Consider the following 11,988-nt stretch of genomic DNA (forward strand, 5'->3'; position numbering starts at 1 on the left):
ACGCTTATTTTGGGTGAGTAACCTGCGAAAAAGCGGGAAGTTTAGTAGATAAGAATTGAAATTGGAAAGGATATGGATACAAACCATGCATTCAAGAGAACACATTCGCAATATTGCGATTATTGCCCACGTCGACCACGGGAAAACAACGCTAGTCGACAAGTTGCTCCAGCAATCCGGTACTTTCCGTGATCACGAAACGGTACAGGAGCGCGCAATGGACTCCAACGATTTGGAGCGTGAACGCGGTATTACGATTTTGGCCAAAAACACGGCTATAACTTATAAAGATTACCTGATCAACATTGTAGATACACCAGGACACGCCGACTTCGGTGGTGAAGTAGAACGTATCATGAAAATGGTTGACGGCGTATTGCTCGTTGTTGATGCTTATGAGGGCTGTATGCCACAAACGAAGTTCGTACTTCGTAAAGCACTGGAGCACAACCTGACTCCAATCGTTATTGTAAACAAAATTGACCGTCCAGCGGCTCGTCCGGCTGAGGTTATTGATGAAGTACTTGACCTGTTCATCGAACTGGGTGCCAGCGATCAACAACTTGAATTCCCTGTCGTATATGCTTCCGCATTGAACGGAACATCCAGCATGGAAGACGATCCTGCCAAACAAGATGACAACATGATGGCGATCTACGATACCATCGTAAGTCATATCCCTCATCCAACAGAGAACGTTGAAGAGCCACTGCAATTCCTCGTTACGCTGATGGACTACAATGAATACCTCGGACGTATCGCTATCGGTCGTGTAAACCGCGGTGTGATTCGTCAAGGCCAATCCGTTACTGTTATTATGCGTGATGGCAAAAGCAAAACAGCTCGTATCGAGAAACTGTTTGGTTTCCAAGGTCTGAAACGTGTTGAGACAGAGGAAGCTGGCGCAGGTGACATCGTTGCGATCGCGGGTATTAAGGATATCAACATCGGTGAAACGATTGCTGACCCGAACAACCCTGAAGCTTTGCCGGTTCTGAAAATTGATGAGCCAACACTGCAAATGACATTCCTCGTAAACAACAGTCCATTCGCAGGTCGTGAAGGTAAATGGGTAACTTCCCGTAAACTGCGCGAGCGTTTGTTGAAAGAATTGGAAACTGACGTATCCCTTCGTGTTGAAGAAACAGAGAGCCCAGATGCATTTATCGTTTCCGGACGCGGTGAGCTTCACCTCGGTATCCTGATTGAAAATATGCGTCGTGAAGGATATGAGCTTCAGGTATCCAAACCAGAAGTTATCGTCAAAGAAGTTGACGGTAAGAAAATGGAACCTCTTGAGCGCTTGTTGATTGATATCCCTGAAGAAAGCATGGGTTCCGTAATGGAAAGCCTGGGCGCACGTAAAGCAGAGATGGTTAACATGGTCAACACGGGTAGCGGTCAAGTACGTCTGGAGTTCCTGATTCCTGCACGTGGTCTGATTGGATACAGCACCAACTTCCTGACATTGACTCGTGGTTATGGCGTAATGAACCATGCATTTGACAGCTACGCTCCAGTAGTATCCGGTCAAGTGGGTGGACGTCACCAAGGTGTACTGATTTCAACTGAAACAGGTACGTCAACGTTCTATGGAATGATGGGTGTTGAGGATCGTGGTACGCTCTTCCTTGAGCCTGGAACAGAAATTTACGAGGGTATGATCGTTGGTGAGCATACACGAGACAATGACATCGTTGTCAACATCTGCAAAGAAAAACAACTGACTAACGTTCGTTCTTCAGGTAAAGATGATACGGTTAAAATTAAAACGCCGATTATCTTCTCGTTGGAACAGGCGCTTGAATATCTGAATGATGATGAATATTGTGAGATTACACCGAAATCTATTCGTCTTCGTAAGAAGATCCTGAACAAATCCGAGCGTGAGCGTGCAGAAAAACAACGCAAAATGGCTACAAAATCCTAATAGCAACAAAAATAAAACTATATAAGTTAACGTTTGAGGGTACACAGCCGAACGAAGATTTTTAACCCGCTAAAGTAGTGTAGGGATCGGAATCGATTCTGTAGAAGCGAAGCGTTCGCCTTTGTCTCTGAATTTTAACCCTCGAAGAGGTGTTCAAGAAAATTTGGAGACAACAGCGATCGAAAGAACGATCCGAAACCGGAACGGTCAATTTCGCGTCTATATAATCTGATTCGGAAGTAGTGTCCCTCAACCATTTAACTTATATCTAGCATGAACAACGAAAGGAGCTGACTGTGCATGCAAGCATGGTTCGCATCAAACCCGATCGTAGCCTACATCGTCATCTTTGTGCTAATTACTTACGTATATAATAAGGTGTTTCGGGTACGTCAGAAATTGCCGCTCGTTAAGGAAATCTTTCTTTATCTATTGATGGCGATGGGCACATTCATGCTTCTTATTTTTCAGATCGACAAGCTCCCGATTATTCAATGCTTGTTGGTAGCCGTCGGTCTGATGCTGTTAGTGCGAGTGCGCTATTTCATCGAAGGTCGTCAAAAGAAAAAGGCGGAAGCTGCCGCCAGAAACTCATAAAATCTGTCTCTGTATAGACCATCCGTTTTCCTTCGGGAAAGCGGTTGTCTTTTATTTAGACAAAAAACAGATGTGATAAAGGTGTTGAAGATATGAACTCGAATTCGAACGGACTGCCTCCGCGTAGACAGGCACCAGCCAAATCCGGAGCTTCAGGGTCTAACAACAGTAAAGGTAAACCACCCAAAAAGAAAAAACGGATGCGTACTTTTGCCAAATTCGTTCTGAGCCTGTTGGTGATTGCCATTATTGTAGGTGGGGGATATCTCTACTGGGTATACAATCAGGTGGCGGACACTGGCATTGATAAACCAGTGCCTCCAGGGATGTCGGCCAAGACGAAGCCCATTACCATGCTTCTGTTGGGTACAGACAACCGTCCTGAAACTGGAACGTATCTATCCGATGTTGTCATGGTAGCAGCCATGAATCCGGATACCAAAACGGCCACAATAGTTTCCTTGCCTCGGGATACGCGGATTGAACTTGAAGGATACAAGGCGAACAAACTGAATTCATATTATCCTAAGTTTAAAGCCCAGGAGAAGACCTCGGGTAAGAATGCTGAGGATCAAATGAAAGAAATGATGGGCAAATATTTTGACGTCGATATCAATTACACAACCGTGCTTAACTTCCAGGCATTCCGCGATGTCGTTGATGCTGTGGGCGGTGTGGATGTGACGGTCGACAAAAATATGTGCTATAGGGATACGGCCGACAATACAGATATTAATCTAGTTGCGGGTGACCAGCATCTGGATGGCAAGCAAGCGCTCGATTTTGTGCGTTACCGCAAATCCAACTGTGATCCCAAAACAGCCGAATCCAATGACTTTGACCGTAACAAGCGTCAAAACCAGGTGCTGAACTCCATGCTGGATCAGATGAAATCACTTGGTGGTGTGACGAAGATCAGTAAAGTGATTGGTGCGGTTGATGACAATATGACAACAGACGTGGAATCCGAACAGATGAAAAACTTTATTTCTACGTATTGGAACATTTCCAAATCGGATGTGCACTATACGCCTGTGACCGGGGACTGGAGAAGTCCTTATGTCTATGTGAATGAGACGGAGCTGGCCAATGCAAAGCAAGCATTGCAGGATACGCTCTCTGGCAAAGTAACAGCTACTCCGGCGGCGGAGTAGCTGGGGATTGGAAGCATGTTTCCGGGTATGTTATAATAACATCAATCATAGTATCAAGAATTGCATAAAGAAGGTTAGGGAGGGCTGGTTTAATGTCCGAAGCCGTCACACAATTGACTGAATCTCTTTTGCAGCAATTCAAGAACGAGACGTTTGTACTCCTGAATACGGTAGACATTGAATCTGGAGGCCCGACATCCACGGCAATCTCCTGGATCTATGCGGAGAATGCATCCACACTTCGGGTTGCTTTGGATCATCGTTCACGTCTTGTGAACAATATGAAACAAAATCCGTTGATTACCGTTACGGTATTTGGAGAAGAAACGGTCTATGCCATCAATGGACGCGCTTCCGTTCGACAGGATCCATTGCAAGATGTCCCCTTTAAAATGTGCTGTTTCGACATTTCCATTGAAGCGGTCAGAAATGCCCTGTTTTATGGAGCCCAGCTATCTTCTATGCCTCAATATGTCAAAATATACGATCAGCGTGCTGCTGAAAAATTAGATGAGCAGGTTTTTGCTGCCATGAAAAAAGCCTAGTGAGAAATCACTGGGCTTTTTGTTGCTTTTTGTCCGTGGTATGCTGCTGCATTTGCTGTTCTTCAGGAGCCTGCTCATCTGGATTTTGACGGACTTTGACGTCTTTCGGGAGCTGTGGAATAATCCGTCCGACCATGTCAGCTAGTTCAGAAGCAAAACCAGATATGGGATGTCCTTGGCGGATATGCTCTCCAATCTCCCGGATTCGTTCGGTAACATCCGCATCAGCGGTTACAATAGAATCAATACCTTCTGGATCTTTGCGCAGAGCTTCTGCAACCGAGTATTTAATCGTTCCAACGCGAGCGCGTTCCAATTCGCCATCTACATCAATGCCTACGACCGCCGTATTTCCGAGAATGACGCAATTGGCGTCTTTGACACCTTCCACTTGCTTGGCAAGTGCCTTGAGATGGGTAATTCGATTTTCATTGGTCATCCGGCCTGTCTGGTTATCATCAGCAACGTTCAGTTCATGAACTTCACCCGTATTTTCATTGAAACGGTCAAGGCGTGAAGGATTCATTCGGTCATCCTCTGTATAGAGCATGTGGGATCCGTTTTGTTGATCTTGCCGTGTTGTGACATTTCCTCCGTAACCCCTCGCATGAGTACCTTGCTGCTCTTGGGAGGCATTGCGTGAAGTGCTGTTGCAACCTGTAAGTATAAAGATCAGAAGCAGCGTGCAAACCCAATATTTCATAAATGTTCATCCTTTCTTGGAGTTTTTCAGAATGGTTGACAATTATTTTGTCCTAGACGAATACATTTATGTATGGGAGCATGATTGTCCATGCCGCTGCTGAAAGATCACACGATCACAGATGAACTTGGGAATGGAAAAAAGGGACTGCTTGTGCATGGAAAACCTATGATCTGATCCGGCATTCCCGAGTTCACGTTCCAAACCATGCCTTTAACGACGCCGCTTTGGAGGGGATTGAATGAAAAAGATTTTTGTATTGGATACCAACGTGCTTCTGCATGACCCCAATGCCATTTTTGCCTTCGAGGAACATGAGGTAATCATTCCCGCGGTTGTACTGGAGGAAATTGACTCCAAAAAAAGAAATGCTGATGAGATTGGCCGCAATGCCCGAAATGTATCGAGATTGCTTGATGGTCTGCGTGAGCTGGGTCACCTGCATAGTGGCGTTCCTCTGGCCAATGGAGGTAACCTGAAGGTGGAGCTGAATCATCGTAGCTTTGTAAAGGTGCAAGAAATGTTCGGTGAAATCACCAATGATAATCGTATTCTGGCGGTTGCCCTGAATTATCAAATTGAGGAAAATGAGAAAGAGGTTGTGGAACGGCAGGTCGTATTGGTTAGTAAAGATGTATTAGTTCGTATCAAAGCAGATGTACTCGGTCTGTTCACTCAGGATTACCTGTCCGATCGGACAGCAGGGCTCAGTGAACTATATCCAGGCTACACGGCCTTGAAAGTTCACCCGTCGGTAATCGATGAGTTTTACACATATCGTTTTCTGCCGATTAAACCATTACAGCTGTCCTATAAGCTGTATCCGAATGAATTTGTGATTCTTAAGGATGAGATGGGCACCAATAAATCAGCGCTGCTCAAGGTAAACACAGAAGGAACCAAACTTGAGCCGCTGTTCCTAAGCAATGACAATGTATGGGGTATTAGTGCTCGAAATGCACAGCAGCGAATGGCGCTGGAATTGCTTCTGAACGATGATATTCCACTCGTCACCATTACTGGAAAAGCCGGTACAGGAAAAACTTTGCTGGCTCTTGCGGCAGGCCTTCTTAAGGTGGAGGACGACCATAAATATAAAAAGTTGTTGATTGCGAGGCCAGTCGTTCCCATGGGTAAGGATATCGGTTATCTGCCAGGGGAAAAGGAAGAGAAGCTGAGACCCTGGATGCAGCCTATATATGATAATCTGGAGTTTCTGTTTGATACAAAAAAAGCAGGAGATATCGATAAGATTTTGATGGGGCTTGGCAGTATCCAGGTGGAAGCATTAACGTATATTCGCGGACGTTCCATACCTGGTCAATTTATTATTGTAGATGAAGCCCAGAACTTATCCCGTCATGAAGTGAAAACCATCGTTTCGCGGGTAGGTGAAGGCAGTAAAATTATACTGATGGGTGACCCTGAACAAATTGATCATCCATATCTGGATTCCGCGAGCAATGGCCTAACTTATGTTGTGGAACGATTCAAACAAGAGGGCATTAGTGGACATATTATGCTTGAAAAAGGAGAACGCTCCAAACTGGCTCAATTGGCGGCGGATTTGTTATAAGTTTAAGTGGATATATTTCCCGGGAAAATAAAGAAAAGACCGGCTCACTGGAGCCGGTCTTTTGACTGAAAAATTTAAAAAGAGTTATTACACAGAACTGGGTATTCTCGTAGTATGCAAAATCTCAAAAATATGTTTTTTGGCAGGATAGGACAGGAGTACTACTTATTTGTTACAATAAACTTTACAGGAAAAATATAGGGAGTGAGGAGGAGAGTTAATGAAGCGTAGACATCAGGTTGTTTTATTTGCAGTTCTACTGCTTTCTTTGACGATTCTGTCTCCGAGCTTTGATTTTAGAGGGGTACCACAGAACCAAGATCAAGATCAGGAGAATGATACATTTCCCAATGCTGTATCACGTAATGAGAATCAACAGGTCCCGGTTGAGATTGTTGTTTCAATGTCTGAAGGCGAGTTTCAGGTGTTCTCTACAATCGCAAAACAAGTAGCGGCCGCGCGGATGGTGGAGATCAATCTACGGAATCTGGAAACGGATACATATAAAAAAGTGCTGGATGACGAGCTGGCTGTGGGGGACAGCGGGGACATCCTCCTGCTTGATAGTGGTGACATTCAGGGGTATGCCAAAAGAGGTCATCTGTATCCTTTGAATGCAACAACGCTGTCGAAGGCACTCGGTGACTCGATATCTCATTTACGGGAAAAAACAGAGTGGAATGGTTACCAATGGGGGATGCCATTTGACTTTGACCCCTACGTTCTTGCATCTAGATCCAACTCGGTTGCTGAAGCTGGCTTGGAAAGGTTACCAGATAACCTGGATGAGTGGACTAGGCTTATTAATCTAGTGGAGAATAAGACACAGAAATTGCTTGCGATTAATATCAATGATTCTTACGCAGCAGATGCATGGTTAAATGAGTTTGGGTCTGGAGTCGCTCCGAGTACGTTAAGAAATGCATCAGAGTCGTATACAGCCGGGGGATATGAACAGGCGCTGCAGGTGCTCAATCGGGTTCAGCCGCATATCCTTGCCAAAGATGCCGACCCGGGTTTCGCAGATAAAGACATGCAGGAAGAAGCGTTAATGGTTGTGACACCGTTTTCCCAACTGGTGAAGGGTAAACCGTCATTAACTGAGGATCGTCTACCCAATCGGATCATGTTTAAACCCCTGGCACCTGCAACATCCAGAAGTTTCGTGATAACTTCCGGTTCACATGAAGCAGAGCAGGCGAGTCGATGGATTGAAGGCATGACTTCCGCTTCAGTGCAATCGGACTGGTACCAGCAAGCTCATCATTTGCCCGCCCAACAGCAGCAGTTGAACGTAGAGTCCCAAAAGCTATCAGTCGAAGGGCAAATAATGAGTGGTCATGGTCAGGAATGGTTTACGTCCAAAACATCTGAAAAGGGTGTGTTAGAAGACCAAGGGCACTTATCACCATACCAAAAGAAAGTTCAGCAGTTTCTTCAAGGGGAGATTTCTGCGAATCAGTATGTGAATGGCATTTTGAATATACATCAATCATCAAAATGATATGGCAAGTTTAACTTCAAGCATCCCTTTGCTTGTCGATACATCAGTAGCTTTCACGAAGGACAGAATTTTCTGGGGGTAGAATCCAAGATCAAACTCCTTCTCAAGCATTCGTCTTGTCGTATCCGGTAGTTCCAACTGGTTGAAAACAAGTTTATCTACATGAAAACGGATAGAATTTTGAGGTTCATTTTCTACCGTGTAATGACCTTCAATGCTGAGCTGTAACTGATCACGTTGTCCGGAAGCTGTAATTCGTTCCTCATCAAACTGAAAGGCAAAATCTTCGAATATCGGGTTCTGTTCACGCAGGAATTGATTTAGATCCTCTTGTCCAATGCGAATGGTATAAGCTGTTCCGGTCGTGGAAATTCCACCATTCTGCTCTTGAATAAACTCAGGGAGATTTTGCATCGCATTTGCCAGTGCTCTGAAATAACGTTTGACCTCATAAATGCCAACATTCTCCCAATAAATCGTCAATTCATCCATTAACTTTTGGATGGCTGCCGGATTTCCACTTGCCGAAACCTGTCCATCAACTTCCTTCTGCAATGCGAGCACACGCTCCCGCTGATTTTCCAAATTGTTTTTTAATTCGTCCAGTTCAGCCGTGGTCTGGCTTATTTTTGTTGAGGTCTCCTGCATACTGCGGTATCGATCCTGATATTTGCTTAGGACTGCTTGGTCTCTGCCAATAATAATTTGGTAATAGTCATATAGGATAAACAAGTCTTTGAACGATCTGGCCCCAAGGACCGTCATGAGAAGGCTGTCTCGTTCTCCCGTGTAATACGATCTGACCACAGCACCTGCCCGATCTTGCTGGATATGTATTTGATCTTCCTGTTCCTGGAGCTGAACTTTCAACTCTTCCTGTTGTTGATCGAGTTCCTTTTGCCTAACGGCGATACGTTCAATCTCATGATCGATTTCCACGATGGACAGACTCTTTTGCAAAATTCCACGTGTTTCCTCGGGTGAAGGTTCTCCATAGGCATATGCCGATGTGAACTGGACAAATAGTAGTGTGCAGATGAATAGGGCGCAAATGCTATATCGACGGTTCACCGTATCATTCTCCTTTCCTCTAAGTACAATATCCATTGTACAGGCTTCTGTCTTCCAGACAATATATGAAATGAAATCTTGAAATATCCTTAGTGGTTACATAACAGTGAAAACAATCCGTTATCAGATGGACCTATAAAGGAAAAACAAAAAAGCGAAACGGCTTATGGCCGAATCGCTTTGATGCTGTTGGCGGATTAAAGCGGCAACCCCATTTGGAACACGGTCCAGTAGCTGAACCCTGTGAAGGTAACGATCATATAACCCCAGAAGAGCAATATGTACGTTCTTTCGGTAAATTTTAGATACCCCAAAATGACGAAAAACGCAGTCTGCAGGAAAAAAAGCAAAGCCATCTCGACCAGATCTCCCGCAAAAGCCATCAGGCCAATCGTTAGCGTGAAGAACCCGAGTACCCGAAACATGCGTGCCACGGTTAGTCCTCCTCTCTATGTACGATCATAGATTGTCTACACAACATTATACCGGGAAAGGAAAAAGGTGTAAACAGAATTGGATATGAAAGCGAATTCTTTTTTTAGCAGATCAGTATGTGAATAGGCCATCTTTTCCATATGTAAGGTATGAGTGCTCGCAAATATGGACATACATTTTAGTATGAAATCAATTCTATGAACTCTATGAGAGGCATAAGAATGAATGAAGCAGCTTTTATACCTAATTCACAAACCGGGAAACCGGTAATGAGGACGGTTATTTTAGGATGTTGTTAGGAGGGTATTATAGCATGACTGCAGTGAGACAGGATGCTTGGAGTACAGAGGACGATTTGATCTTGGCTGAGGTTACTTTGCGGCATATTCGGGAAGGCAGCACACAACTCGCGGCATTCGAGGAAGTTGGCGAAAAAATAGGCAGAACTTCTGCCGCTTGCGGTTTTCGCTGGAACAGCTGTGTGCGTAAAAAGTATGAGTCTGCCATCAGCAATGCGAAGGCACAACGTCAAAAGAGAAGTTATCTCCGGAAACAGCCAGCTTTGCTTGGACCACAGGTCGCAGCTTTGTCAACGCTTGATACGGAAGAAAACCTGTATAAGACTGATGGAGTTTCAGAAGACTCCCTGTCCATTGATGCGGTAATTCGCTTTTTGCGCCAATGGAAAGGTACGGTTCAGGAAAATGGTCGTCAACTCAAAATGCTTGAGAAGGAGCTTCGTGAAAAAGAAGATGAACTCCACGAACTTCGTTGTGAGAATGACCGTTTATCCAAAGAAGTAAATGAAGTGCAAACCGATTACCGTGTAGTAAACGATGATTACAAAGCATTGATTCAGATCATGGATCGTGCGCGCAGGCTTGCTTTTCTGGCTGAAGAAGAAGAGGAACTGAAAACCCGTTTCAAAATGGATGCCAACGGCAATCTGGAACGAATTGAATAACGGATCAAGTTGTAAGAATGGCGATATTTGATCAGACCCGTCACATCTCCGTTACAAACGGCAGGTAAGACGGGTTTTTTGTTTGAAGTATTTGTTCTATTATATATAGAAGTAATTATTGAGACTGGAAGAGGGATGTCCCATGGTAATCGACGTTGTAGGAGCAGGCTCACTTGGCCTCTTATATGGAGGGAAGCTTCAGGCTGCAGGTAATGCTGTGCGGTTATGGACAAGGACGTCAGAACAAGCGGAAGAACTGCGTTTGCACGGACTAACGATAACAGAGCAAGGGGAGAAGACTAAGCTGCTTCCCGAATATGTTGAGGCTTATCCGATATCCGAATTATCTGCTCACTGGCATCATCAGCCTGGAGACTGGCTTTTCCTCATGGTTAAGCAGACAAGTATAGATGATGTTATTCATAACATGGATACGATGAAAGAATATATCCTTAATATTGTCTGTTTCCAGAACGGGATGGGCCATATAGAGAAGCTTCAGGCTGCTTTGCCGTTGTCCCGTGTATACCGCGCAGTAACTACCGAAGGTGCCAAGAGGGCGGAGAACGGGGTTATACGGGCTGGTGAGGGACAAACCTGGTTTGGTAGAGATGTACGTACTAGAGCAATAGAAGAAGACACCACAGCGAATCTGCAAGACCTTAGCCTCCAAGCACGACTGCAGCAGGCAGGATTTAACTGTACAGCGTCGAATCAAATCGATAAGCTGATATATAGGAAGCTTCTGATCAATGCCGTCATTAATCCGCTCACCGCGATATGGAGAATACCCAACGGAGAATTGCTTCAGAATGATTATCGCGTAAAGGTTATGCGCCATTTATACGATGAAGCTGTGGCTATTTACAAGGCGAATGAAATCATGTTGGATATCGACATGTGGGAAGAAATTTTGTCCGTTTGTCGATCGACGGCTTCGAATACGTCCTCGATGCTCGCAGATGTTGTGCAAGGACGGCGTACCGAAGTGGAATCCATCAGTGGGCAAATGGTACGCATGGCCCATCGGTGTGGGCTGACTGCTCCGCAACATGAATTAATGCTTTATCTGATCGAAGGAATTAGGCCGGAAGGAGTGAGTTGATGGGTTTTTTTATTGTGCTGAGCATACTGCCGTTTTTTCCGTTTCTTATTGTGTACTGGGCTATGTATGGATGGAAAAAGGATAAACGAGCTTCACTTCGCACCGCAATGGATGTCACCACGGTATTTCTGATTTTCTCTGTTTCGGCGTTATTCAACTTAACATTCGATACGAATTTTGGATTTTATTTAACACTGATACTCATACTAATTGCACTTGGATTGATTGGAGGAGCTCAAAACAGACTGAAAGGAAAGGTCGATGGGGGTCGAATGTTCCGGGCCGTTTGGCGCATGGCCTTTGTTTTGATGAGTTTTGGGTATGTCTTGTTTACTATATTTGGCTTATTTAGATACTTAATGAAACAGATGTGAGGTTACATAACGTAAAACAGCTAAAAAATG

At 44.6% G+C, this 11,988-nt stretch carries 12 protein-coding genes; 9 read left to right on the forward strand and 3 right to left on the reverse strand.

What is annotated here, in order from left to right:
* Nucleotides 1-85: 85 nt before the first annotated feature.
* The 4 genes from typA to ABGV42_RS24190 all read left to right on the forward strand — a co-directional run bounded on the left by typA (nucleotide 86) and on the right by ABGV42_RS24190 (nucleotide 4,226).
* Entirely contained in the window at nucleotides 86-1,930 is a 1,845-nt protein-coding gene (gene typA, locus ABGV42_RS24175; RefSeq protein WP_347384032.1) for a translational GTPase TypA, read from the forward strand.
* A gap of 300 nt (nucleotides 1,931-2,230) precedes the next feature.
* Nucleotides 2,231-2,527 carry a YlaH-like family protein gene (locus tag ABGV42_RS24180; protein ID WP_175397516.1) on the forward strand — a complete coding sequence of 99 codons (297 nt, stop codon included), beginning with the start codon at nucleotides 2,231-2,233 and terminating at the stop codon, nucleotides 2,525-2,527.
* 92 nt (nucleotides 2,528-2,619) lie between these two features.
* A complete protein-coding gene (locus ABGV42_RS24185; RefSeq protein WP_347384033.1) occupies nucleotides 2,620-3,681 on the forward strand; it encodes an LCP family protein in 1,062 nt (353 codons plus the stop codon).
* A 92-nt stretch (nucleotides 3,682-3,773) separates the two neighbouring features.
* Nucleotides 3,774-4,226, forward strand: a complete 453-nt coding sequence (locus ABGV42_RS24190; RefSeq protein WP_347384034.1) for a pyridoxamine 5'-phosphate oxidase family protein — start codon at nucleotides 3,774-3,776, stop codon at nucleotides 4,224-4,226.
* Between the two features lie 7 nt (nucleotides 4,227-4,233).
* On the opposite strand, the gene ABGV42_RS24195 is transcribed toward ABGV42_RS24190, so the two are convergent.
* On the reverse strand, nucleotides 4,234-4,929 hold the full coding sequence (locus ABGV42_RS24195; RefSeq protein ID WP_347384035.1) for a YhcN/YlaJ family sporulation lipoprotein: 696 nt from the start codon (nucleotides 4,927-4,929) through the stop codon (nucleotides 4,234-4,236).
* Nucleotides 4,930-5,170: 241 nt separating this feature from the next.
* On the opposite strand from ABGV42_RS24195, the gene ABGV42_RS24200 reads away from it, so the two are divergent.
* Together ABGV42_RS24200 and ABGV42_RS24205 are read left to right on the forward strand one after the other, a co-directional pair.
* Nucleotides 5,171-6,505, forward strand: coding sequence for a PhoH family protein (locus ABGV42_RS24200; RefSeq protein WP_347384036.1), 1,335 nt, complete (start codon nucleotides 5,171-5,173; stop codon nucleotides 6,503-6,505).
* 220 nt (nucleotides 6,506-6,725) lie between these two features.
* Complete coding sequence (locus tag ABGV42_RS24205; protein WP_347384037.1) at nucleotides 6,726-8,009, forward strand: extracellular solute-binding protein; 1,284 nt, start codon at nucleotides 6,726-6,728, stop codon at nucleotides 8,007-8,009.
* Here the strand turns inward: ABGV42_RS24205 and ABGV42_RS24210 are convergent.
* Both ABGV42_RS24210 and ABGV42_RS24215 read right to left on the reverse strand, forming a co-directional pair.
* A complete protein-coding gene (locus tag ABGV42_RS24210) occupies nucleotides 8,001-9,080 on the reverse strand; it encodes a coiled-coil domain-containing protein (protein ID WP_347384038.1) in 1,080 nt (359 codons plus the stop codon). The genes ABGV42_RS24205 and ABGV42_RS24210 overlap by 9 nt on opposite strands.
* 197 nt (nucleotides 9,081-9,277) lie before the next feature.
* Nucleotides 9,278-9,514 (reverse strand): DUF2626 domain-containing protein, encoded by a 237-nt coding sequence (locus tag ABGV42_RS24215; RefSeq protein WP_095289941.1) that lies wholly within the window; start codon nucleotides 9,512-9,514, stop codon nucleotides 9,278-9,280.
* A gap of 314 nt (nucleotides 9,515-9,828) precedes the next feature.
* Here ABGV42_RS24215 and ABGV42_RS24220 point away from each other — a divergent pair, with 314 nt between their 5' ends.
* The 3 genes from ABGV42_RS24220 to ABGV42_RS24230 all read left to right on the forward strand — a co-directional run bounded on the left by ABGV42_RS24220 (nucleotide 9,829) and on the right by ABGV42_RS24230 (nucleotide 11,958).
* Nucleotides 9,829-10,479: an RsfA family transcriptional regulator gene (locus ABGV42_RS24220; RefSeq protein WP_347384039.1), complete on the forward strand. Its 651-nt coding sequence runs from the start codon at nucleotides 9,829-9,831 to the stop codon at nucleotides 10,477-10,479.
* 142 nt (nucleotides 10,480-10,621) lie between these two features.
* A complete protein-coding gene (locus ABGV42_RS24225; protein ID WP_347384040.1) occupies nucleotides 10,622-11,584 on the forward strand; it encodes a ketopantoate reductase family protein in 963 nt (320 codons plus the stop codon).
* The gene (locus ABGV42_RS24230) at nucleotides 11,584-11,958 is read left to right on the forward strand and encodes a DUF3397 domain-containing protein (protein WP_347384041.1); all 375 of its coding nucleotides are present in this window, start codon (nucleotides 11,584-11,586) and stop codon (nucleotides 11,956-11,958) included. Before ABGV42_RS24225 ends, ABGV42_RS24230 begins: the two co-directional genes overlap by 1 nt.
* Nucleotides 11,959-11,988 lie beyond the last annotated feature (30 nt).

It is taken from the genome of Paenibacillus pabuli (assembly GCF_039831995.1).
Classification (GTDB): Bacteria; Bacillota; Bacilli; order Paenibacillales; family Paenibacillaceae; genus Paenibacillus; species Paenibacillus pabuli_C.

What these genes read in the sequence shown, in the direction of transcription:
- typA (WP_347384032.1), top strand. Translation starts at nt 86, where the DNA reads ATGCATTCAAGAGAACACATTCGCAATATTGCGATTATTGCCCACGTC.
- ABGV42_RS24180 (WP_175397516.1), top strand. Translation starts at nt 2,231, where the DNA reads ATGCAAGCATGGTTCGCATCAAACCCGATCGTAGCCTACATCGTCATC.
- ABGV42_RS24185 (WP_347384033.1), top strand. Translation starts at nt 2,620, where the DNA reads ATGAACTCGAATTCGAACGGACTGCCTCCGCGTAGACAGGCACCAGCC.
- ABGV42_RS24190 (WP_347384034.1), top strand. Translation starts at nt 3,774, where the DNA reads ATGTCCGAAGCCGTCACACAATTGACTGAATCTCTTTTGCAGCAATTC.
- ABGV42_RS24195 (WP_347384035.1), bottom strand. Translation starts at nt 4,929, where the DNA reads ATGAAATATTGGGTTTGCACGCTGCTTCTGATCTTTATACTTACAGGT.
- ABGV42_RS24200 (WP_347384036.1), top strand. Translation starts at nt 5,171, where the DNA reads ATGAAAAAGATTTTTGTATTGGATACCAACGTGCTTCTGCATGACCCC.
- ABGV42_RS24205 (WP_347384037.1), top strand. Translation starts at nt 6,726, where the DNA reads ATGAAGCGTAGACATCAGGTTGTTTTATTTGCAGTTCTACTGCTTTCT.
- ABGV42_RS24220 (WP_347384039.1), top strand. Translation starts at nt 9,829, where the DNA reads ATGACTGCAGTGAGACAGGATGCTTGGAGTACAGAGGACGATTTGATC.
- ABGV42_RS24225 (WP_347384040.1), top strand. Translation starts at nt 10,622, where the DNA reads ATGGTAATCGACGTTGTAGGAGCAGGCTCACTTGGCCTCTTATATGGA.
- ABGV42_RS24230 (WP_347384041.1), top strand. Translation starts at nt 11,584, where the DNA reads ATGGGTTTTTTTATTGTGCTGAGCATACTGCCGTTTTTTCCGTTTCTT.